16 protein-coding genes are annotated in these 21,034 nt (G+C 75.0%); 5 read left to right on the top strand and 11 right to left on the bottom strand.

Annotated elements, in window-relative coordinates; genetic code table 11:
• Positions 1–302: 302 nt before the first annotated feature.
• Positions 303–1,736, bottom strand: coding sequence for a type I glutamate--ammonia ligase (gene glnA / locus BLR12_RS22550; protein WP_091382712.1), 1,434 nt, complete (start codon positions 1,734–1,736; stop codon positions 303–305).
• 164 nt (positions 1,737–1,900) lie between these two features.
• Between glnA and BLR12_RS22555 the strand changes: the two genes are divergently transcribed.
• Entirely contained in the window at positions 1,901–2,320 is a 420-nt protein-coding gene (locus BLR12_RS22555; protein ID WP_091382714.1) for an RDD family protein, read from the top strand.
• Positions 2,321–2,381: 61 nt separating this feature from the next.
• Here the strand turns inward: BLR12_RS22555 and BLR12_RS22560 are convergent, their stop codons facing one another.
• The 3 genes from BLR12_RS22560 to BLR12_RS24755 all read right to left on the bottom strand — a co-directional run bounded on the left by BLR12_RS22560 (position 2,382) and on the right by BLR12_RS24755 (position 5,545).
• A complete protein-coding gene (locus BLR12_RS22560) occupies positions 2,382–3,224 on the bottom strand; it encodes a DUF4191 domain-containing protein (protein WP_091382937.1) in 843 nt (280 codons plus the stop codon).
• Positions 3,225–3,307: 83 nt separating this feature from the next.
• Positions 3,308–4,273, bottom strand: a complete 966-nt coding sequence (gene lipA, locus BLR12_RS22565) for a lipoyl synthase (RefSeq protein ID WP_091382716.1) — start codon at positions 4,271–4,273, stop codon at positions 3,308–3,310.
• A 78-nt stretch (positions 4,274–4,351) separates the two neighbouring features.
• Positions 4,352–5,545 (bottom strand): hypothetical protein, encoded by a 1,194-nt coding sequence (locus BLR12_RS24755; RefSeq protein ID WP_091382717.1) that lies wholly within the window; start codon positions 5,543–5,545, stop codon positions 4,352–4,354.
• Between the two features lie 118 nt (positions 5,546–5,663).
• On the opposite strand from BLR12_RS24755, the gene BLR12_RS25605 reads away from it, so the two are divergent.
• Complete coding sequence (locus tag BLR12_RS25605; protein ID WP_091382720.1) at positions 5,664–6,200, top strand: LLM class flavin-dependent oxidoreductase; 537 nt, start codon at positions 5,664–5,666, stop codon at positions 6,198–6,200.
• Positions 6,201–6,208: 8 nt separating this feature from the next.
• On the opposite strand, the gene BLR12_RS22580 is transcribed toward BLR12_RS25605, so the two are convergent.
• Positions 6,209–8,479 (bottom strand): putative bifunctional diguanylate cyclase/phosphodiesterase, encoded by a 2,271-nt coding sequence (locus tag BLR12_RS22580; RefSeq protein WP_091382722.1) that lies wholly within the window; start codon positions 8,477–8,479, stop codon positions 6,209–6,211.
• Positions 8,480–8,719: 240 nt separating this feature from the next.
• Here BLR12_RS22580 and leuS point away from each other — a divergent pair, with 240 nt between their 5' ends.
• Positions 8,720–11,635, top strand: coding sequence for a leucine--tRNA ligase (gene leuS, locus BLR12_RS22585; protein ID WP_176832649.1), 2,916 nt, complete (start codon positions 8,720–8,722; stop codon positions 11,633–11,635).
• Positions 11,636–11,696: 61 nt separating this feature from the next.
• Here leuS and lipB read toward each other — a convergent pair whose 3' ends face one another.
• The 3 genes from lipB to BLR12_RS22600 form a co-directional block, all read right to left on the bottom strand.
• The gene (lipB, locus tag BLR12_RS22590) at positions 11,697–12,341 is read right to left on the bottom strand and encodes a lipoyl(octanoyl) transferase LipB (RefSeq protein ID WP_091382723.1); all 645 of its coding nucleotides are present in this window, start codon (positions 12,339–12,341) and stop codon (positions 11,697–11,699) included.
• Between the two features lie 70 nt (positions 12,342–12,411).
• Positions 12,412–13,146: a Type 1 glutamine amidotransferase-like domain-containing protein gene (locus BLR12_RS22595; RefSeq protein WP_091382725.1), complete on the bottom strand. Its 735-nt coding sequence runs from the start codon at positions 13,144–13,146 to the stop codon at positions 12,412–12,414.
• A gap of 2 nt (positions 13,147–13,148) precedes the next feature.
• Positions 13,149–14,393, bottom strand: a complete 1,245-nt coding sequence (locus BLR12_RS22600) for an NAD(P)/FAD-dependent oxidoreductase (protein WP_091382726.1) — start codon at positions 14,391–14,393, stop codon at positions 13,149–13,151.
• Between the two features lie 194 nt (positions 14,394–14,587).
• Between BLR12_RS22600 and BLR12_RS22605 the strand changes: the two genes are divergently transcribed.
• Positions 14,588–16,207 carry a serine/threonine-protein kinase gene (locus BLR12_RS22605; RefSeq protein WP_091382941.1) on the top strand — a complete coding sequence of 540 codons (1,620 nt, stop codon included), beginning with the start codon at positions 14,588–14,590 and terminating at the stop codon, positions 16,205–16,207.
• Positions 16,208–16,213: 6 nt separating this feature from the next.
• Here the strand turns inward: BLR12_RS22605 and BLR12_RS22610 are convergent, their stop codons facing one another.
• The 3 genes from BLR12_RS22610 to lpdA all read right to left on the bottom strand — a co-directional run bounded on the left by BLR12_RS22610 (position 16,214) and on the right by lpdA (position 20,498).
• Positions 16,214–17,122: a TIGR01777 family oxidoreductase gene (locus BLR12_RS22610; RefSeq protein WP_091382728.1), complete on the bottom strand. Its 909-nt coding sequence runs from the start codon at positions 17,120–17,122 to the stop codon at positions 16,214–16,216.
• A gap of 70 nt (positions 17,123–17,192) precedes the next feature.
• The gene (gene sucB / locus BLR12_RS22615) at positions 17,193–19,070 is read right to left on the bottom strand and encodes a 2-oxoglutarate dehydrogenase, E2 component, dihydrolipoamide succinyltransferase (protein ID WP_091382730.1); all 1,878 of its coding nucleotides are present in this window, start codon (positions 19,068–19,070) and stop codon (positions 17,193–17,195) included.
• A 48-nt stretch (positions 19,071–19,118) separates the two neighbouring features.
• Positions 19,119–20,498 (bottom strand): dihydrolipoyl dehydrogenase, encoded by a 1,380-nt coding sequence (gene lpdA / locus BLR12_RS22620; protein ID WP_091382732.1) that lies wholly within the window; start codon positions 20,496–20,498, stop codon positions 19,119–19,121.
• A gap of 153 nt (positions 20,499–20,651) precedes the next feature.
• Between lpdA and BLR12_RS22625 the strand changes: the two genes are divergently transcribed.
• On the top strand, positions 20,652–20,969 hold the full coding sequence (locus BLR12_RS22625; RefSeq protein ID WP_091382734.1) for an oxidoreductase: 318 nt from the start codon (positions 20,652–20,654) through the stop codon (positions 20,967–20,969).
• The last annotated feature ends 65 nt before the right edge of the window (positions 20,970–21,034 follow it).

Here is a 21,034-nt window from a genome sequence, read left to right on the forward strand (position 1 = left end):
CGGCGGATACCCGCGTCGTCCCACAGCCCCTCCTCAAGGGGTCAGGTGGCACGAAGATCCAACAATCGGACTCCACGAAACAAGGGGCGGACCAACGAGTCAACCGAAGTCAAGGTCGTGCAGCACCGGCTCCGGCACGGCAGCGCCAAGACGACGCTCGACACCTACGGGCACCTCTGGCCGGACAGCGACGAGTCAGCACGGGCCGCCGTCGGTGCGGTGCTGGCGGCCCGTGCTGGGGACTCGTTGGGGACTGGCAGCGCCTCTCCGCAGTGAACTTGCAGGTCAGCGCGGTGTGAGACCTAGATGTCGTAGTACATCGCGAACTCGTGCGGGTGCGGGCGGAGGCGGATCGGGTCGATCTCGTGCTCCCGCTTGTACTCGATCCACGTCTCGATGAGGTCGGGGGTGAACACCCCGCCGTCGATCAGGTACTCGTGGTCGGTCTCGAGCCGGTCGAGGACGGCGTCCAGCGAGGCCGGCACCTTCTCGATGCCCAGGGCCTCCTCGGGCGGCAGCTCGTAGAGGTCCTTGTCGACCGGCGCCGGCGGCTCGATCTTGTTCTTGATGCCGTCGAGGCCGGCCATCAGCATCGCCGAGAAGGCGAGGTAGGGGTTGGCCGACGGGTCGGGCACGCGGAACTCGATGCGCTTGGCCTTGGGGCTGTCACCGGAGATCGGGATGCGGCAGCAGGCCGAGCGGTTGCGGGCCGAGTAGACGAGGTTGATCGGCGCCTCGTAGCCGGGCACCAGGCGGTGGTAGCTGTTCACCGTCGGGTTGGTGAAGGCCAGCAGCGACGGGGCGTGGGCCAGCAGCCCGCCGATGTAGTGCCGGGCGGTGTCGGACAGGCCCGCGTAGCCGGTCTCGGCGTGGAAGAGCGGCTCGCCGTCCTTCCAGAGGCTCTGGTGGCAGTGCATGCCGGAGCCGTTGTCGCCGAACAGCGGCTTGGGCATGAAGGTCGCCGTCTTGCCCTCGGCCCAGGCGGTGTTCTTGATGATGTACTTGAACAGCATCAGGCTGTCGGCCGACCGCAGCAGCGTGTCGAACTTGTAGTTGATCTCCGCCTGGCCGCCGGTGCCGACCTCGTGGTGGCCCCGCTCGAGCTCCAGGCCCGCGGCGGCGAGGTTCTTCATCATCGTGGCGCGCAGGTCGCTCTGGTGGTCGTAGGGCTCGACCGGGAAGTACCCGCCCTTGGGACGCGTCTTGTAGCCCAGGTTCGGGCCGCCGTTCTCGCCGGTCAGGGCGCCGGAGTTCCAGGAGCCCTCGACCGCGTCGATGTGGTAATAGCCCTCGTTGATGCCGGTGGAGTGCCGCACCGAGTCGAAGACGTAGAACTCCGCCTCGGGCCCGAAGTACGCGGTGTCGGCGATGCCGCTGCTCGCGAGGTAGGCCTCGGCCTTCTTCGCCACGTTCCGCGGGTCGCGGCTGTAGGCCTCGCGGGTGATCGGGTCGTGGATGAAGAAGTTGACGTTCAGCGTCTTGTGCCGGCGGAACGGGTCGAGGAAGGCGCTGTTGGCGTCCGGCAGCAGCAGCATGTCGGACTCGTTGATCGCCTGGAACCCGCGGATCGAGGAGCCGTCGAAGCCGAGGCCGTCGGAGAACGTGTCCTCGCCGAAGGTCGACGCGGGGATCGTGAAGTGCTGCATGACGCCGGGCAGGTCGCAGAAGCGGACGTCGACGAACTCGACGTCGTTGTCGCGGATGTAGGCGGCGACCTCGTCGGGACTGGTGAACATCGATCCTCCGGGAGTGGGCGGACAGCCGTGGCGAACGTACGAGCGGGCGGTTGCCCTCGGGTGTCTCCGGTGTTTCAGGCCGGTAACAACGGCACACGGCGTGTCGCCGTCCCGTTGCCGCCGGTCAGGCGGGCGGTCTGCGGGCGCCTCCTACGCTGAGGGCCATGGTCGGGGACGCACAGCCACCTTCTCAGGAGCGCCGGCGCGGCGCCGCACTGGGGCTGCCCGCCGAGGGCCCCGGCTCGCTGGCCCCGTTCGGCAGCCGCGTCGGTGCCTTCCTCGTCGACGCGATCGCCTCGGCGCTTGTCGCGGGGCTGTTCACCGCACCGGTGCTGCCCGGCAACTGGAGCCTGGTCGCCTTCGGGCTCATCACCGTGGCCACCCTCGTCGTCTTCGGGCAGACGCCGGGCATGCGGCTGCTGGGGCTGCGGCTGGCGCACCCCCAGGCGGGGCAGCGGCTGGCGCTGTGGCGGGCCGTCGTCCGCACGGCGCTGCTCGTGCTGCTGGTGCCCGCCCTGGTGGTGGACACCGACGGCCGGGGGCTGCACGACCGGGTCACCAGCACCGCCGTCGTCCGGGATTGACAGAGGAGCTCCTTGCCCCCCACCACTCGCGAGCTCGCGGCGGGGCCCTGCAGGGAGGCCGTCAGCGGCGGCGGACCTGGCGCTGGCTGACCGACATCTGGCGGCCGCCGGGCAGCGGGCCGCCGGGGACCGGCATCCGGCTGCCGCCGAGCGCGGAGAGCCGCTTGCGCAGGGCGTTGAGCTCGGCGCCGGAGAGGTTGCGGGGCAGCTTCATGACGTGCGTGCTGAGCTTGCGCAGCGGCACCTGGCCCTCGGCGTCCCCGACGAGGAGGTCGTAGATCGGGGCGTCGCCGGCGATCCGGGCGATCCGCTTCTTCTCCTGGGCCAGCAGCGGGCGCACGCGGGAGGGCACACCCTCGCCGACCAGGATGATGCCCGGCCGGCCGGTCACCCGGTGGACGGCGTCGAGCTGCGTGGTCCCGGCGACCCCGGAGGACACCTGCCAGTCGCCGCGCATGCCGTCGAGCACCCAGGCCGCGGCGCCCGGCTGACCCTCCACCTGGCGGTAGGCCGAGCCCTGCGCGCGGCGCCCGAACACGACCATCGCGGCCAGCGCGCCCAGCAGGACCGCCAGCGGCAGGAAGAGGAACGGCGAGCTCAGCAGGATGCCGATCAGCTCGACGACCGCGAACACCACCACGAAGGCGATGAGCATGAACCAGGGGAGCTTCGGGTCGTTCTTGCGGGTCAGCGAGTAGGCCTGCTTGATCATGCGGGCCTGGTTGCCGACCTTCTTGAGCCGGCCGACCTTCGGCTGGCCGTCCTTGCCGGCCTTCGCCGCGCCCCGGCCGGAGGCCGTGGCCCCGGTCGACCCGCTCCGACGACGGAAGCGGGAGCCGGGCCCCGTGGCGGCCTTGCCGGTGCCGGCGGGCGCGGGGGAGTCGCTGGGCCTGCTGCGTGCCATGCCCACAGGATAGTCGGAGGACCAGCTGCCCCCCGCCGCTCGCAAGCTCGCGGCGGGCCCCTGCAGCAGGCCGAAGGGCCTGGTTACCGCGTCGGGTTCAGACCGCGGGCCTCGACGGCCTGCTGGTAGAGCCGGCCGGCCCGGTAGGAGCTGCGCACAAGCGGCCCGGCCAGCACACCGGGGAAGCCGATCTCCTCCGCGGTCTGCTGGAAGCCGACGAACTCGTCGGGCTTGACCCAGCGGACGACGGGGTGGTGCCGCGGCGAGGGCCGCAGGTACTGGGTGATCGTGAGCAGGTCGCAGCCGGCGTCGTGCAGGGCCCGCATCGTCTCGACGACCTCGTCGGGCTCCTCGCCCATGCCCAGGATCAGGTTGGACTTGGTCACCAGCCCGGCCTCGCGGGCGGCGGTGATCACGGCCAGCGACCGCTCGAACCGGAAGCCGGGCCGGATCCGCTTGAAGATCCGCGGCACCGTCTCGACGTTGTGCGCGAGCACCTCGGGGCGCGAGGAGAAGACCTCGGCGAGCTGGTCGGGCTCGGCGTTGAAGTCGGGGATGAGCAGCTCGACTCCGCAGCCGGGGAGCTGGGCGTGGATCTGGCGGACGGTCTCGGCGTAGAGCCAGGCGCCGCCGTCGGGCAGGTCGTCACGCGCGACGCCGGTGACCGTGGCGTACTTCAGCCCCATGGTGGCCACGCTCTCGGCGACCCGGCGCGGCTCGTCGGCGTCGAAGTCGGCGGGCTTGCCGGTGTCGATCTGGCAGAAGTCGCAGCGCCGGGTGCACTGGTCGCCGCCGATGAGGAAGGTGGCCTCGCGGTCCTCCCAGCACTCGTAGATGTTGGGGCAGCCGGCCTCTTCGCAGACGGTGTGCAGGCCCTCGCGGCGCACCAGCGACTTCAGCTCCGTGTACTCCGGGCCGGTCCTGAGCCGGGTCTTGATCCACTCCGGCTTGCGCTCGATCGGGACCTGGCTGTTGCGGACCTCGAGGCGCAGCAGCCTGCGGCCCTGGGGCTCCGCAGCGGAAGGGGTCGGGGCCACCGTCTCGCTCATGATCGACCACGGTACCCCCGCAGACGGCAGCGCCCGCCTCGGTCGAGGCGGGCGCTGCTGCTCAGGCGGGGTGTCGGGTCAGGACGCCGGGTTGCGCGGGTCCTCGGAGTCCGAGCCGACGCCGCCGGAGGCGGTCTGCGGCTGGTCGTTCGGCGAGGCCGTCGCGGTGTCCAGCGCCGGGTCGTCGGAACTGGTCGTGGCGGTGCCGGGGGTGGCGGGCCCGGGGCTCTCGGACGGGGCGTTCTGCTGCGCCCACGAGCCGGCGTCGGTGTCGGGCGGGGTCGCGTCCCCCGGGGTGGTCTGGGCGGTCGAGACGGTCTTGCCGGAGTTGCTCGGGGAGCTGGGCACGGGGTCCTCTCGGTAGCTGGGCACGGGCCCGTCGCCGGTGGGGGCGGGGGTCCACAGCTCGTCAGTACCCCGCCGACGGCGCAACACCACGAACACCGCGGCACCGATGCCCAGGACGGCGAGCAGCCACGGCCAGCGCCGCGGCCCGGACCCGACCGCGGGGGCACCCCGCCGCACGCGGGTCCCGGCCTCGGCGGCCTTCCGGGCCGCCTTCTTCTCCAGCTCGCGGCGGCGCTTGACCGCCTGCTTGCGGGCCTGGGCCGTGGAGGCGGTGAGCTCCAGGCGGCGCAGCTCCAGCTCGTCGCGGGCGCTGCCCAGCCCGGAGACGAGGGTCTCGCGGGTGCTGTCCAGCACCGGCGAGACCGCCTCGCGGGCGGCGAGCACCCGGGGCGCGGCGTAGGCCAGCGTGGCCGCCTGGGCGGCGGTCAGCCGCGGGACGACGTCCTCGGTGAGCGACCTCTGCGCCGCGTCGCGGGCGGCCTCGACCCGCGGGCCGAGGTCGGCGGCGGCCTTGGCGGCCGCGGCCTGGGCGGCGGTCACGGCGGCGGCCAGGTGGGGGGCGGCCGCCTCGCGGGCGGCCTCCACTCGCGGGCCGAGGTCGGCGGCGGCCCGGCCGGCCGCGTCGCGGGCCGCGTCCACCCGGGGGGCGAGCGCGTCGCGGGCTGCGTCCACCCGGGGGGCGAGCGCGTCGCGGGCCGCCTCGACGGCGGGCGCGGCCACGGCCACCGCGGCGGCGACCCTGGGCATGACAGCCCCCTTGGCGGCGTCCAGCGCCGGGCCGCTCGCCTCGCGGGCGGCCTCCACGCGCGGTGCCAGCTGCTCCGTCGCCGCCTTCCGGGCCTCCGCCACCGCCGTCCCGATGTGGACGAGGCCCTCCTGCAGCTCCTCGCCGATGATCTGGCCGTGCGTCTTCTTGCGGAACACGGGATGCACCTCCGGTAGATCGTGTCGGCGGCCATCCTGCCCGCTCACCGCGGACGGCACACCCCCGGGACGGATCTCCGGGACGGCGGCGGCGGACCGCCCCGGACAGCGTCGGCGGGTGCAGCTACGCGTCCTCACCGAGCCCCAGCAGGGCGCCACCTACGACGACCTGCTGGCCGTCGCGCAGCGGACCGAGGAGACCGGCTTCGACGCCTTCTTCCGCTCCGACCACCACCTGGCGATGGGCGGCGACGGCCTCCCCGGGCCGACCGACGCCTGGGTGACCCTGGGCGGGCTGGCCCGGGAGACCAGCCGCATCCGGCTGGGCACGCTGATGTCGGCGGCGACCTTCCGGCTGCCCGGCCCGCTGGCGATCTCGGTGGCGCAGGTCGACCAGATGAGCGGTGGCCGCGTGGAGCTGGGTCCCGGGTCGGGGTGGTACGAGGCCGAGCTCGCCCGCCGGGCGGCCGCGATCGGCCGGGACGTCGACGAGCTCCGCGCCCACGGCGCCGCGGGCACGCCCGCCGAGGTGGTCGACGTCCTCGGCCGCTACCGCGAGGCCGGCGCGACCCGGGCCTACCTGCAGGTGCTCGACCTGGCCGACCTCGACCACCTTGACCTGGTGGCCGCGGAGGTGGCCCCCCAGCTCGGCTGACCCGGTCGCTACAGCTGCTGTAGCCGGACCGGCGTCTCCAGCCAGGCGAGGAGGGCGTCGACCGGCATCGGGCGGGCGACGGCGTACCCCTGGGCGGTGTCACAGCCCAGCCGGGCCAGGACGGCGGCGGTGTCGGCGTCCTCGACCCCCTCGGCGGTGAGGGTGAGGCCGAGGTCGTGGGCGAGCGCCACCGTGTGCCGGACGATGGCCGCCGCGCGCGGGTCGCGGCCGACGTCCAGGGTGAGGCTCCGGTCCAGCTTCAGCTCGTCGGCCGGCAGGTGCCGCAGGTACGCCAGCGAGCTGTAGCCGGTGCCGTAGTCGTCGATCGACGTCCGGACGCCCAGCCGGCGCAGCTCGCCCAGCACGGCGCGCCCGCGCTCGGGGTCGGCCATCAGGGTGTCCTCGACCAGCTCCAGGGTCAGCGCGGCCGCCGGGAGACCGTGGCGGTCCAGCGCGCGGGTGACCTTGGCGGGCAGGTCCAGGTCGGTGACGTCGGCCGCCGACAGGTTGACCGAGACCGGCACGCGGCGCTCCGGCCACCACCGGGCCGCCGCCGTCAGCGAGAGCTCCAGGACGGCGTCGGCCAGCGGGCGCAGCAGCCCGGCCTGCTCCGCGGCGGGCAGCAGGGCGGCGGGGGACAGCAGCCCGCGGACCGGGTGGTGCCACCGGACGAGGGCCTCGACGCCGACGACGCGGCCGTCGGCGAGGTCGACCTGCGGCTGCAGGTGGACGGCGAGCTGGTCGCCGTCCTGCAGCGCCGTCCGCAGCTCCTCCATGGTGTGCAGGCGGTCGCCGGTACCGCCGTGCGGGTCGGGCACGTAGACGCGCACGCCCTCCCGGCTGGCCTTGGCGGCGTACATGGCGACGTCGGCGCAGCGCAGCAGCTCGCTCACGGTCGCGGCAGGCACCGGCGCCGTGGAGACACCGATGCTCGCCCCGACGTGCAGCCGGGTGCGCTCGACGAGGAAGGGCTGCTGCAGCAGCTCGCGGAGCCGCTCGGCGGTCCGCTGCGCCTCGTCCAGCGCGACGTCCGGGAGCAGGACGGCGAACTCGTCGCCGCCGAGCCGGGCCAGGGTGTCGGCGCCGCGCAGCGCCCCGCGCAGCCGGGGGCCGACCTGGCGCAGCAGGCTGTCCCCGGCGTGGTGCCCGAGGCTGTCGTTGACCTCCTTGAACCCGTCGAGGTCGAGGAGCAGCAGCGCGGCCGGGTGGCGCGCGGTCGCGGTCCCGAGCACCCGGCGGGCGTCCTCCAGCAGCGCGCGCCGGTTCGGCAGCCCGGTCAGCTCGTCGGTCCGGGCCTGCTCGCGCACCTCCTGGAAGGCGCGGACCTCCCGGAACGTGATCGCGGTGCGGGCCAGCGCGGCGAGGACGCAGCCGATGGCGCACCAGCCGGCCACCGGGGAGAACGTGCCGCCCCAGCCGGCGGCGAGCACGACGAGGCTGGCGAGGACGCACACCAGCGGGACGGCCAGCACCCGCCAGCCGACGCGGGTGGAGAGGCTGCTGTCCGGCAGCTCGCGCCGGCCGGGTCGGCTGATGTGCGCCGCTCCGGCCATGAGGGAGACCCCGAGCAGCCAGCTGAGGTCCAGCGGTCCACCCTCCACGTAGACGCCCTGGGTGGCCAGGTTGAGGAAGACGATGTCGCCGGCCAGGTTGGCGAGGATCCCGGCCGCCAGCAGGGAGACGGTGAGGTCCCGCCGCAGCCCGAGGATCGAGCCGAGGGCGACGAGCACGGCCAGCAGCAGCACGTCGGCCATCGGGTAGGCCAGGCTGGTGAAGACGGCGGCCGGATCGCCCTCCGTCACCTCCAGGGCGGGACCGAGCAGGAGGCTGACGGCGACGGCGGCGCCGCCGAGGGCGCCGATGACCCCGTCGAGCCACATGCTCGCGTGGAACCGCGGCACCCGTGTCCGGATCAGCCCGAGGAGGGCGACGTAGAGGGGCAGGTAGTAGGCGAGGTAGAACGCGTCGGCCACGGAGGGGAAGGGCTCCGGGTCCAGGGTGGCGACCACGAGCGTGTAGACGACGTTGCCCGCGATGCCGAGGACGAAGGCCAGGGACATCGCGGCCCAGGCCCCGCGCTCGGTCGACGACCGGCGCGCCGCGGCGGCGCAGACCACCGCGGCCCCCAGGTAGACGGCGTTGTAGAGCACCAGGTCGTAGACGACGCCCCAGGCCTCGCCGTCCGGCCGCCCCCACACCCCGGTCGTGAACAGCGCCAGGGCCCCCAGCGGGACCGCGAGCTGACGGCGCGATGGAGCGGCCGGCGGGGTCGATGGCACACCGTCTTCTCGGCCACCCGCCTCCCGGGCTGCACCCCGACGTCGCACGGGTGCCCCGAGCGGGTGAGATCGGGCCCGGGGCCCGCGCGCGGTAGGCTCGACGTCGTGACCGGGCGGCTCCTCCTTCCGCGGCCGTGCTGACCTGAGACCCACCAGTCGGCACGGCGACCCCTCCTGCGTGAGGGGTCTTTTGCTGTCCGCCCCCGGTACGCGCACCCCGAGGACCCAGGAGCACCGACGATGAGCCAGACGGCCGACCAGCCGAGTGTCGAGCAGCCGGTGGGCGACGGGGTGGGTGGGGAGACACCCCCGCACCGCTACACGCCCGCCCTGGCGCAGCGGATCGAGCTCGCGTGGCAGGACCGCTGGGCGGCCGAGGGGACGTTCCACACCCCGAACCCCGTCGGCCGGCTGAGCCAGGGCTTCGAACGGGTCGCCGACCGGCCCAAGTACTTCGTGATGGACATGTTCCCGTACCCCTCGGGTGCGGGCCTGCACGTCGGCCACCCGCTGGGCTACCTGGGCACCGACGTCACCAGCCGGTTCCGCCGGATGGACGGCGCCAACGTGCTGCACCCGATGGGCTACGACGCCTTCGGCCTGCCCGCCGAGCAGTACGCCGTCCAGACCGGGCAGCACCCGCGGGTCACCACCGAGGCCAACATCGCGGCCATCCGGGCCCAGCTGCGCCGCCTGGGCGTCGACCACGACGACCGCCGCAGCTTCGCCACGATCGACCCGGGCTACTACAAGTGGACCCAGTGGATCTTCCTGCAGATCTTCGGCTCCTGGTTCGACGAGTCCGCCGGCAGGGCGCGGCGGATCGAGGAGCTGGTCGCCGAGCTGGACGCCGGTACCCGCGAGCCGGCGCCGGGTACCAACGACACCGGCCGGCCGTGGGCCGAGCTGGACGACGTCGAACGGCGGCGGGTCGTCGACGCGCACCGGCTGGCCTACCTGCACCAGGCGCCGGTCAACTGGTGCCCGGGGCTGGGCACGGTGCTGTCCAACGAGGAGGTCACGCCCGACGGGCGCTCCGAGCGCGGCAACTTCCCGGTGTTCCGGCGCCCGCTCACCCAGTGGATGATGCGGATCACCGCCTACGCCGACCGGCTGCTGGACGACCTGGACCGGCTGGACTGGTCGGACTCGCTGAAGCTGATGCAGCGCAACTGGATCGGCCGCTCGACCGGTGCGCGGATCGGCTTCTCCTGCGGCAGCGAGACGATCGAGGTATTCACCACCCGGCCGGACACGCTGTTCGGTGCGACCTACATGGTCCTGGCACCGGAGCACCCGCTGGTCGGGTCGCTGACCGCCGCCGCCTGGCCGGACGGGACCGACCCGCGGTGGACCGGGGGAGCGCCGACCCCGGCGGAGGCGGTGCGCGAGTACCAGCGGCAGGCCTCCCGCCGCTCGGAGCTGGACCGGCAGGACGCCGGCCGCGAGAAGACCGGCGTCTGGCTGGGCGTCACCGCGGTCGACCCGGTGAACGGCCGCGAGCTGCCGGTGTTCATCGCCGACTACGTGCTGACCGGCTACGGCACCGGCGCGATCATGGCGGTGCCCGGCGAGGACCAGCGGGACTGGGACTTCGCCGAGGCCTTCGGGCTGCCCGTCGTCCGCACGGTCCAGCCGCCGGCCGACTGGGACGGCGGTGCGTACACCGGCGCCGGCGCGATGATCAACTCCTCCAACGACGAGATCTCCCTGGACGGCCTGGACAAGGCCACCGCGATCGCCACCATCACCGACTGGCTGGTCGAGCACGGCCACGGCGAGGCGACGACCACGTACAAGCTGCGTGACTGGCTGTTCAGCCGGCAGCGCTACTGGGGTGAGCCGTTCCCGATCGTCTACGCCATCGACGGGGACGACGCCGACCTGCCGGTCGCCGTCCCGGACCCGATGCTGCCGGTGCTGCTGCCCGAGGTCGACGACTACTCGCCGAAGACCTTCGCCGACGACGACGCCGACTCCGCCCCGGAGCCGCCGCTGTCGCGGGCGACGGAGTGGACGACGGTCGAGCTGGACCTGGGTGACGGCCCGCGGAAGTACCGCCGCGAGACCAACACGATGCCGAACTGGGCCGGGTCGTGCTGGTACTACCTGCGCTACCTGGACCCGGGCGACGACACGCAGATGGTCGACCCCGAGCTGGAGCGGTACTGGCTGGGGCCCCGCGGGGACGGCGACGTCGGCGGCGTGGACCTGTACGTCGGCGGGGTCGAGCACGCCGTGCTGCACCTGCTGTACGCCCGGTTCTGGCACAAGGTGCTGCACGACCTGGGGTACGTCTCCAGCGAGGAGCCGTTCCGCCGGCTGGTCAACCAGGGCTACATCTCGGCGTTCGCGTACACCGACGAGCGCGGCTTCTACGTGCCCGCCGCCGAGGTGGAGGAGAAGGACGGCCGGTTCTTCCACGACGGTGCCGAGGTCAACCGCGAGTACGGCAAGATCGGCAAGAGCCTGAAGAACATGGTCACGCCGGACGAGATGATCGGCGCCTACGGGGCCGACACCTTCCGCGTGTACGAGATGTCGACCGGACCGCTGGACCAGTCGCGGCCGTGGGAGACCAAGGCCGTCGTGGGCTCGCAGCGGCTGCTGCAGCGGATCTGGCGGGTCGTCGTCGACGAGCAGTCCGGCGCGGTGCGGGCCGCCGAGGTGGAGCCCGGCGAGGAGACGCTGCGGGCGCTGCACCGGACGATCGCCGGGGTGCGCGACGGGTTCGCCACCCTGCGGTTCAACATCGCGATCGCGCGGATCACCGAGCTGACCAACCACCTGACGGCTGCCTACGGGGCGGACTCCCCGGTGCCGCGGTCGGTCGCCGAGCCGCTGGTGCTGATGGTCGCGCCGCTGGCCCCGCACATCGCCGAGGAGCTGTGGTCGCGGCTGGGCCACGGTCAGTCCCTGGCCTGGGCGCCGTTCCCGGAGGCCGACGAGCGCTGGCTGGTCGAGGACACCGTGCAGGTCGCCGTCCAGGTCAACGGCAAGGTGCGCGCGCAGGTGGGCGTGCCGGCCGCCGCCGACGCCGCCGCCCTGGAGGCCGCCGCCCGCGCCGACGAGAAGGTCGCCGCCCAGCTGGCCGGGAAGACGGTGCGCCGGGTGGTCGCCGTCCCCGGCCGGCTGGTCAACTTCGTCGTCGGCTGAAAGAGGACCTCCCTGCCCCCCACCGCTCGCACGCTCGCGGCGGGCCCCTGCAAGGAGGCCGTCAGGCGGGGACGCTCGCTCCCGTCAGGACGGTGCGCATCGCCGCCTCGACGGCGTCGACGACCTCGGCCACGGGGACGTCGCGACCGAGCTCGGTCGTGAGCGAGGTGGCACCGGCGTCCACGATCCCGCAGGGGATCATGTTGCCGAACGCCGACATGTCGGGGTCGCAGTTGAGCGCGAACCCGTGCATGGTCACGCCCCTGGCCACCCGGACCCCGATGGCGGCGACCTTGCGGTCCGGACCCCTGTCGTCGGCCCGCACCCACACGCCGCTGCGGTCCTCGACCCGCTCGGTGGCCAGGCCGAGACCGTCGCACACGTCGATGAGCGCCGCCTCCAGGCGCCGCACGTGGGCGACGACGTCGACCGGGTCGGCCAACCGGACGATCGGGTAGCCGACGAGCTGACCCGGGCCGTGCCAGGTGATCTTGCCGCCGCGGTCCACGTCGATGACGGGCGTGCCGTCGAAGGGCCGCTCGTGCGGCTTGGTGCGCTTGCCCGCGGTGTACACCGGCGGGTGCTCCAGCAGCAGCAGCGTGTCGGGGCCCTCGCCGGCGACCCGGGCCGCGTGCAGCTCGCGCTGCACCGCCCATGCCTCCTCGTAGGGGACCATGCCTGCCCGGACGACCTGCAGCTCGCTCACCGGACCAGCCTAGGCCCCCTCCCGGGCACCGCCCCGAGCTGGCGAGGGGTGGGGAGGAGGGGGTCCTTCATCAGCGGAGCCGGCGGGGGTCGATGCGGGTCTCGACCGCGGTGCCGTCGGGCCCCCGCTCCACGCGGTAGGCGGCCTTGTCCGGCCGGTCGGCGACGGCCTCCACCAGCTCGGTGCCGCGGTACACCAGCCCCACGCCGTCGTCGGTGGCGTGCCCGCCGGGCAGCGTGCCGTCGGCGACGAGCCGGTGGTAGAGCGGGCGGCGCTGCTCCTCGGAGTCGTGGTGGACGCCGTTGGAGGTCGGGATCAGCCCCAGCCCGTCGGTCACCGGGCGCAGGTCGGGGCCGTAGGAGTCGGTGGTGCCGCCGACGTGCCAGCACAGCGACCCGGCCGACACCCCGCCCAGCACGACACCGGCCTCCCACACCTCGCGGAAGACCTCATCCAGTCCGTGCACCCGCCACACCGCCAGCAGGTTGGCCACGCTGCCGCCGCCGACCCAGACCACGTCCTGGGCCAGCAGGTGCGCGCGGACGTCGGGCACGGTGGGCATCGGGAACAGGCTCAGGTGGCTGACCTGCACGCCGCTGCCCGCGAACGCGCCGTAGACGCCGGCCACCCGCACGGGGTCGTCACCGGTGGCGGTGCCGAGGTAGCACAGCCGCGGCCGCGCCGGGGCCCCGGCCAGCTCGAAGGCGAGGTCGAAGACCGGACCCGGCGCCCAGTCGTAGGGGCCGCGGCGGCGGGAGTCGAACCCGATGCTGGTCGCCAGGATGGTCGGGGCGGTCGCGGGCACGGTCAAGCAGCTCCTCGCCGGTCGGGGGCCAGGAGGCGCAGGACGGCGCGCGCGGCCCGCGCCCCGCTGGCCATCGCGCCCTGGATGGACGGGGTGTCACGGTGGTCGCCGGCCACGTACAGCCCGCCGCCGAGGTCGACCGGCTGCCGCAGGCGCAGCGGCGGGACGGCGGCCGGCTGGGCCCGCGGCACGGTGACCGAGGTGAGGTGCTCCAGGTCGCCGGGGCCGACCCCGTGCAGGGCGGCCACCTCGGCGCGGACGTCGTCCTCGCGGGTGGGCGCCAGGCTGGAGCTGGCGACCAGCGCCCGGCCGTCGGGGGCGTAGGCGGGCTGGGCGTCGGTGAGCACGGCGCTGTTGACCAGCCGCCCGCCCGGCGTGCCGAGCACGAGCAGCGGCTCGCCGGTCGGGGAGGCGGGCAGCACGTGCAGGTGCGTGGTGACCTGCCGGGGTGCGGTGGCCGTGAGCCCGGGGACCAGCGCGGCAGCCGTGTCGGGGTCGGTGGCCACGACCACCGCGTCGGCACGGGTGCGCCCGGCGTCCGTGGTCACCCCGTCGCCGGCCACGGCGCCGACCCGGACACCGAGGTGCACCCGCTCGGCACCGACCCGGCCGGCCAGCTGCTCGCCGACCGCCTGCATCCCGCGGGCCGGCAGGCCGATCGCCCCGCGGGCGAAGCTGCGCCAGAGCAGGTCCAGGTAGCGGCTGGAGGTCTCCAGCCGGTCCTCGAGCAGCACCCCGGCGAGGAACGGCCGGAAGAATCGCTCCAGCGCGGTGTCACCGACGCCCGCCCGCCGCAGCCGCTCCTCGGCGGTGGTCTCCTCCTCGCGCAGCAGCCGGCCGACGGGCGCGTACCCGGCCCGGGCCGAGTACGCGGCGACGGCGGCCTTGGCCAGCGGGGACCCGATGGGCGCCCGCAGCGTGTCGAGGACCGTCGTGGGCCGCCGCCGCGGATCGACCACGCGGTACCGGCGGCCCTCGACCCGCACCGCCGCGCCCGGCCAGAACCAGCCGAGGTCGAGCGCCGCCAGGTCGAGGTCGGCAGCGCGCGGGTAGCCGGTGTTGAGCACCTGGAAGCCGCGGTCGACGACGAACCCGTCGACCCGCTCGGTGGCCAGCCGCCCGCCGGCGTGCCCCGCCGCCTCGGCGACGTGCACGTCGAGGCCCGCGTCGCGCAGCCGGACCGCGGCGGACAGCCCGGCCAGCCCCGCGCCGACGACGACGACCTGGGCGCGGGCGGGCAGCGGCATGGCTCCGAACCTAGTAGCAGGACCCTCCTGCCCCCCCGCCCCTCGCAGGATCGCGCCAGGCCCCGTCCAGCGGCTCGCCGCGAGCTTGCGAGTGGTGAGTGGGACGGGGTCCTTCTGCCTGCAGGCGGGCCATCGGAGCGGGGCCTGTGGACGGCGCCGGCGGCGATGTCGTCCGGCCGCTTACGGTGCCCGCCATGCCGTCGCCCCCGCCCGCGCCCGTCGTCCCCGGCTACCGGCTCGAGGAACTGCTCGGCCGCGGCGGGTCCGGCGAGGTGTGGCGGGCCGTGCCGCGGGCGGGGGGCGAGCCGGTGGCGGTGAAGCTGCTGGTCGCCGGGGACGCGGAGCGGCAGGCCCGCGAGGCGGCGCTGCTGGGGGAGCTCGACCACCCGCACCTGGTGCGGCTGCACGAGGTCGTCCACGAGCCGCGCCGCGGCGGGCAGCCGCGCGTGGCGCTGGTGCTCGACCTGCTGGGCGGCGGCAGCCTGGCCGCGCTGCTGGCCCGGCGTGGCCGGCTGCGGCCGGGTGAGGTGGTGACCGCCCTCGCGCCGGTGGCCGCCGCGCTCGCGCACGCCCACGAGCGCGGGGTGGTGCACGGCGACCTCTCCCCGGGCAACGTCGTCTTCACCGCCGAGGGACGGCCGGTGCTCACCGACCTGGGCGTGGCGCGGGTGCTGGGGGAGGAGGCCGCCGGCGAGGTGACCCCGGCCTACGTCGACCCGACGGTGGCCCGCGGCGGCGCCCCCGGGCCGGCGTCGGACGTCTTCGGGGTCGCGGCCGCGGCCTTCCACGCGCTGACGGGGGTGGCGCCGTGGAACGGCGCGACGCCCGCCGACACGCTCCGGGTGGCCGCGGACGGCGTCCTGCCCGACCTCGCCGAGCTCGCGCCGGACGCCCCGGCCGAGCTGCTGGAGGTGCTCGCCCGCGGTCTCTCGCCGGACCCGCACGACCGCGGCTCGGCGGCCGCCTTCGCCCTGGACCTCCGGCACGCCTGCCGCCCGGAGCCGGTGCGGCTGCCGCGGGCCGGGGTGCCCGACGAGGAGCTCGCGCGCACCGGCCGCGGTCCGCGCACCGAACTGACCCACCAGGTCCCGGGCCGGCACCGGCGGGCAGGGGCAGCGCCGCCCGAGGCGCGGGCCGGCCTGGCCGCCCGCATCTCCGCCGCGGGCCCGGTGCTGCGCCGGGCCGGCGTGCTGGCCACGGTCGCCGCGGTCCTCGGCGGGCTGCTGTGGCTGGGCGTCACCTGGGGGCGCGACCCGGCGGCGCCCGCCGCGGAACCGGCGGTCCTCGCCGGCCGCGCCGCCGGCGCCCCGCACACGCCCGGGCCGACGACACCGTCGGTACCGGTGCCCGCCCCGGCGCCGGCACCCGCCCCGGCGACGACACCAGCCCCGGGGACGCCGCCCGCCGTCGTGCCCGAGGCGGACTGGGCGAGCCGGCTCGACGCCCTCTACGACCTCCGGGCCGAGGCGCTGTCGACCGGCTCGGCGGCGCTGCTCGACGGCGTGCACCTGCCCGGCAGCGCCCTGCTCGCCGCCGACCGGGACACCGTGGCCGCCCTCGCGGCAGCGGGGGAGACGCTGCGCGGCTTCGCCCCGGAGGTGGTCGGCGTGGCCGTGCTGGAGGAGGCGCCCGACGGTGAGCAGGTGACCCTGCGGGTGGTCGACCGGTGGCCGGCGTACGAGGTGGTGCCGGCGGCCGCCCCTGGCGGGCCGGCGCTGCGCCCCGTGCCAGGACGCGGCGAGGTGGAGGTGCGGATGACGCTGGCGATCAGCGACGGCGGGTGGCGGATCGCCTCGGCCGAACGGGTGGCCTGACCGCCGTCAGCCGCGGTGCAGGGCCGCCCGGAGCGCCGCGTCGAGGTCGGGGTGGGTCCACCGGTAGCCCGCGCGCTCCAGCGCCGCCGGCACCGCGCGCTGCCCGGCCAGCACGCTGGACCGGCCGAACTCCCCGAGCGCCAGGGAGAGCACCGGCCCGGGCACCGGCAGCAGGGCGGGCCGGTGCACCGCGGCGGCCAGGCGCCGGGCGAACTCGGCGTTGGTCACCGGCGCCGGCCCGGTGAGGTTGACCGGGCCGGAGACGTCGGCGGTGAGCAGGAAGCGGATCGCGCCCACCTCGTCGTCCAGGCTGATCCACGGCCAGTACTGCCGCCCCGAGCCCATCGGGCCCCCGAGGCCGGCCTTGAAGACCAGGCCCAGGATGCGCACCAGCATCGCGTCGCGGCCCACCACCAGGCCGGTGCGCAGGTGCACCACGCGCACGCCGGCGTCCTCCGCGGCGCGGGTGGCCGCTTCCCAGTCGACGCAGAGGCGGGCCAGGAAGTCGCTGCCCGGAGGCGCGTCCTCCTCGACCGGCCGCTCGCCCGTGTCGCCGTAGTAGCCGACCGCCGAGGCCGACAGCAGCACGCGCCGCCGCCCGGGCTCCGCGGTGGCGGCCGCGGCCAGCGCCTCGCTGACCGTGGCGGTGCTGTCCAGCCGGCTGGCGCGCAGCTGCTGCTTGTAGCCGGCGGTGAACGGTCGCGGCCGGATGGGGGTGCCCGCCAGGTTGACCACCGCGTCGACGTCGGCCAGCAGCGTCGGGTCGATCCGCCGGTGGGAGGGGTCCCAGCGGTGCTCGTCGGCGGTCCGCGGCGTCCGGCGGACCAGCCGCAGCACCTCGTGCCCGTCGGACCGCAGCGCGGCCACCAGGCCGGACCCGATCAGCCCCGAGGAGCCGGTGACCGCGACCTTCATGTGTCTCCTCCAGGCAGGGCGGACGCGATCGGGGCCCCGGCGAAGCGCCGGGGCCCCGATCGGGGGTGGATCAGGAGAGCCCGAGCTCGCCGTGGAACTGGCCGGCCTCCAGCCGCTCCTTCACCGTGCCGAGGAAGCGGGCGGCGTCGGCGCCGTCGACGATCCGGTGGTCGTAGGTGAGCGCCAGGTAGACCATCGACCGGACCGCGATGACCTCGCCGAGGTCGGGGTCCTGGACGACCACGGGGCGCTTGACCACGGTGCCGACACCCAGGATCGCCACCTGCGGCTGGTTGATGATCGGCGTGTCGAACAGTGCGCCCCGGCTGCCGGTGTTGGTCAGCGTGAAGGTGCCGCCGCCGAGCTCGTCCGGGGTGACCTTGTTGGTGCGGGTCCGCTCGGCCAGGTCGGCGATCTTGCGGGCCAGCCCGCCGATGCTCAGGTCGCCGGCGTCCTTGATCACCGGGACGAGCAGGCCGCGCTCGGTGTCGACCGCGACGCCCAGGTTCTCGGCGTCGTGGTAGGTCACCGTGCCGGCCTCGAGGTCGATCGAGGAGTTCACGGCCGGGTGGGCCTTGAGCGCCTCGATCGCGGCCTTGGCGAAGAACGGCAGGAACGACAGCTTGACGCCCTCGCGGGCCTCGAAGTCCCGCTTGGCCCGGTCGCGCAGCCGCGCGATCGCGGTCACGTCGGCCTCGACCACCGTGGTCAGCTGGGCGCTGACCTGCAGCGACTCCACCATCCGCCGGGCGATGACGGTGCGCAGCCGGGAGAGCTTCTCGGTGCGCCCGCGCAGCGAGGTGTCCGGCTGGGCGGCCGGCGAGGGGGTCGCAGCCGGGCGACCGGAGGCGGCAGCCGGGGCCGGCGCCTGCGCCGGGGCGGCGGCCTGCTCCGCGGCGGCGATGACGTCCTGCTTGCGGATCCGTCCGCCGACGCCGGTGCCGGTCACCGAGGCCAGGTCGACACCGCGCTCGGCGGCCAGGCGGCGCACCAGCGGGGTGACGTACTGCCCGCCGCCGTCGCCCGAGGGAGCCGGGGCCGGGGTCTTCGGCGCCTCGGGAGCCTGGGGGGCGACCGCCTGGGCCGGGGACGGGGCGTCGGTGGGCGACGTGGAGGGCAGCACCCCACCGGACCCGTAGTCCCCCCCGGGCTGCTCCGAGGAGGGCTGCGCGCGCTGCGGCGTCGGGTCGGCCTGCGGAGTCGGCTCGGTGGCCTGCGCGGGCGGTGCCGGCGACCGGTCCTCCTGCTGGGCCGGGGCCTCCTGCTGCGCGGGCGCGGGGGCGCCGCCGGCCGAGCCCGAGCCGATGACGGCCAGCTGCGTGCCGACGTCCACCGTCTCGTCCTCGTCGACCGAGATCTCCAGCAGCGTGCCCGACGCCGGGGCGGGGATCTCGGTGTCGACCTTGTCCGTGGAGACCTCGAGCAGCGGCTCGTCGGCGGTGACCTCGTCGCCGACCGCCTTCAGCCAGCGGGTCACCGTGCCCTCGGTGACGCTCTCGCCGAGCGCCGGCATGGTGACCGGCGTGCCCTCGCCGCCCCCGCCCCCGCCCCCGCCGCCGCCACCGGAGCCGTCGCCGGACGACGCCTGGGCCGGCTCCGGCTGCGGCTCCGGCTGGGCCGACCCGGCGTCGTCCACCTGGTCGACCGGGGTCTGCGGCATGGCGTCCGCGTCCTCCGCGGAGGCAGGACCGCCGGAGCCGCCGCCGTCGCCCTCCCCACCGATGACCGCGAGCTCCGCGCCCACGTCGACCGTCTCGTCCTCGGCGACCAGGATCTTGCTCAGCACCCCCGCGGCCGGCGAGGGGATCTCGGTGTCGACCTTGTCGGTCGAGACCTCGAGGAGGGGCTCGTCGACCTCGACCTGCTCACCCTCCTGCTTGAGCCATCGGGTGACCGTGCCCTCGGTGACGCTCTCGCCCAGGGCGGGCATGGTGACGGAGGTCGGCATCGGTGCAGGGCTCCTTCTGGCGCGGGGGGTGTGGGAGGTGGTGCGGGGTCAGCCGTGCACGTGCAGCGGCTTGCCGGCGAGCGCCAGGTGGGCCTCGCCCAGGGCCTCGCTCTGCGTCGGGTGGGGGTGGATGAGGGCGGCGACGTCGTCGGCCTCGGCCTCCCAGTTGTAGATCAGCTGCGCCTCGGCGATCAGCTCGCCGACCCGGCTGCCGACCATGTGCACGCCGATGACCGGGCCGTCGACGGCCTGGATCAGCTTGACCGCGCCGGCGGTCTTGAGGATCTGGCTGCGGCCGTTGCCACCGAGGTCGTAGTTCAGCGTCTTGACCTCGCCGTAGCGCTCCTTGGCCTGGGCCTCGGTGAGGCCCACCGAGGCGACCTCGGGGTCGGAGTAGGTGATCCGCGGGACGCCGGCGTAGTCGATCGGGGCGGGCTCCAGACCGGCGAGCCGCTCGGCGACGAAGATGCCCTCGGCGAAGCCGACGTGGGCCAGCTGCAGGGTCGGGATCAGGTCGCCGACCGCGGAGATGGTCGGCACGTTGGTGCGCAGGTACTGGTCCACGAGGACGTAGCCGCGCTCCATGGCGACGCCGGCCTCCTCGTAGCCTAGGCCCTGGCTGACCGGGCCGCGGCCGACGGCCACGAGCAGCAGCTCGGCCTCGATCTCCTTGCCGTTCTCCAGCGAGACCTTGACGCCGTTCTCGGTGTTCTGCACGCCCGAGAAGCGGCTGCCGAGCTCGAAACCGATCTTGCGGCGGCGGAAGGCGCGCTCGAGCAGCTTGGAGGAGGACTCGTCCTCCAGCGGCACCAGGTGGGGCAGGGCCTCGACGATGGTGACGTCGACACCGAAGGACTTCCAGGCGCTGGCGAACTCGCAGCCGATGACGCCGCCACCGAGGATGATCGCGGACGCCGGCACGCGGTCCAGGCGCAGCGCGTGGTCGCTGGTGATGACGCGGGTGCCGTCGATGTCCAGGCCGGGCAGCGAGCGGGCGTAGGAGCCGGTCGCCAGCAGCACGTGCTTGCCCTCGTAGCGCTGGCCGCCCGCTTCCACCGCGGTGGGGGAGACCAGCCGGCCCTCGCCCTCGACGTAGGCGATCTTCCGGCTCTTGATGAGGCCCTGCAGGCCCTTGTAGAGCCGGCCGACGACGCCGTCCTTGTAGCTGTTGACGCCGTCCATGTCGATGCCGGCCAGCGACGTCTTCACGCCGAACTGCTCGCCCTCGCGGGCCAGGTCGGCGACCTCGCCGGCATGCAGCAGGGCCTTGGTGGGGATGCAGCCGCGGTGCAGGCAGGTGCCGCCGACCTTGTCCTTCTCGATCAGGACGACGGACATGCCCAGCTCGGCGGCGCGCAGCGCGGCGGCGTAGCCACCCGAGCCACCACCGAGGATGACCAGGTCAGCGGGCGCGGTGGGTGAGCTCACGAGGTCTCCTCGAATGCCGGTGTCCCGTCCGGTTCACACGGGCGGGGGATGATCCGCGCCCATCCTGCCACTCCGGGAACGCCGGGGCGGCTAGCACCGTTGCCAGCCCGGACGTCGCGGCACGGACGCGACCCGGGCGGGACGGGAGCGGGTATGGGGCTGTGGGGCCGACGGCGGCGGCAGGCACCGGGTCGCGGCACGCTCGACCGGGGCGCCGGCAGGGCCGACGTCACCCACCTCGAGCAGTTCGTGGCCAGCCGTCGCGGGGTCGAGGGGTACGTCGAGCCCCGGACGTCGGTCACGGAGACCACCATCGTCCTGGTCGCCGCCGACGGCGAGTGGACGCGGCGCCGCATCGACGGCCCGGACACCGCGCGCCGGCTCTCCCGCGACCTGGGCATCCCGGTCTACGACGCCCAGGTCACCGGCTACCCGCAGCGGATGCGGGACTGGAACGCCCGCCAGAAGTAGGAGGACCCCCGTCCGCCCACCCCTCGCACGCTCGGGGCGGGACCCTGACGGGGGCCGTTCCAGCA

Source organism: Geodermatophilus sp. DSM 45219, from assembly GCF_900104025.1.
GTDB lineage: Bacteria > Actinomycetota > Actinomycetes > Mycobacteriales > Geodermatophilaceae > Geodermatophilus.

Excerpts from the sequence above, each read along its gene's own strand:
- BLR12_RS22555 (WP_091382714.1), top strand. The coding sequence starts at position 1,901 with ATGGTCGGGGACGCACAGCCACCTTCTCAGGAGCGCCGGCGCGGCGCC.
- BLR12_RS22600 (WP_091382726.1), bottom strand. The coding sequence starts at position 14,393 with ATGCCGCTGCCCGCCCGCGCCCAGGTCGTCGTCGTCGGCGCGGGGCTG.
- BLR12_RS22610 (WP_091382728.1), bottom strand. The coding sequence starts at position 17,122 with ATGAAGGTCGCGGTCACCGGCTCCTCGGGGCTGATCGGGTCCGGCCTG.
- sucB (WP_091382730.1), bottom strand. The coding sequence starts at position 19,070 with ATGCCGACCTCCGTCACCATGCCCGCCCTGGGCGAGAGCGTCACCGAG.
- leuS (WP_176832649.1), top strand. The coding sequence starts at position 8,720 with ATGAGCCAGACGGCCGACCAGCCGAGTGTCGAGCAGCCGGTGGGCGAC.
- BLR12_RS22605 (WP_091382941.1), top strand. The coding sequence starts at position 14,588 with ATGCCGTCGCCCCCGCCCGCGCCCGTCGTCCCCGGCTACCGGCTCGAG.
- glnA (WP_091382712.1), bottom strand. The coding sequence starts at position 1,736 with ATGTTCACCAGTCCCGACGAGGTCGCCGCCTACATCCGCGACAACGAC.
- lipA (WP_091382716.1), bottom strand. The coding sequence starts at position 4,273 with ATGAGCGAGACGGTGGCCCCGACCCCTTCCGCTGCGGAGCCCCAGGGC.
- BLR12_RS22625 (WP_091382734.1), top strand. The coding sequence starts at position 20,652 with ATGGGGCTGTGGGGCCGACGGCGGCGGCAGGCACCGGGTCGCGGCACG.
- BLR12_RS22560 (WP_091382937.1), bottom strand. The coding sequence starts at position 3,224 with ATGGCACGCAGCAGGCCCAGCGACTCCCCCGCGCCCGCCGGCACCGGC.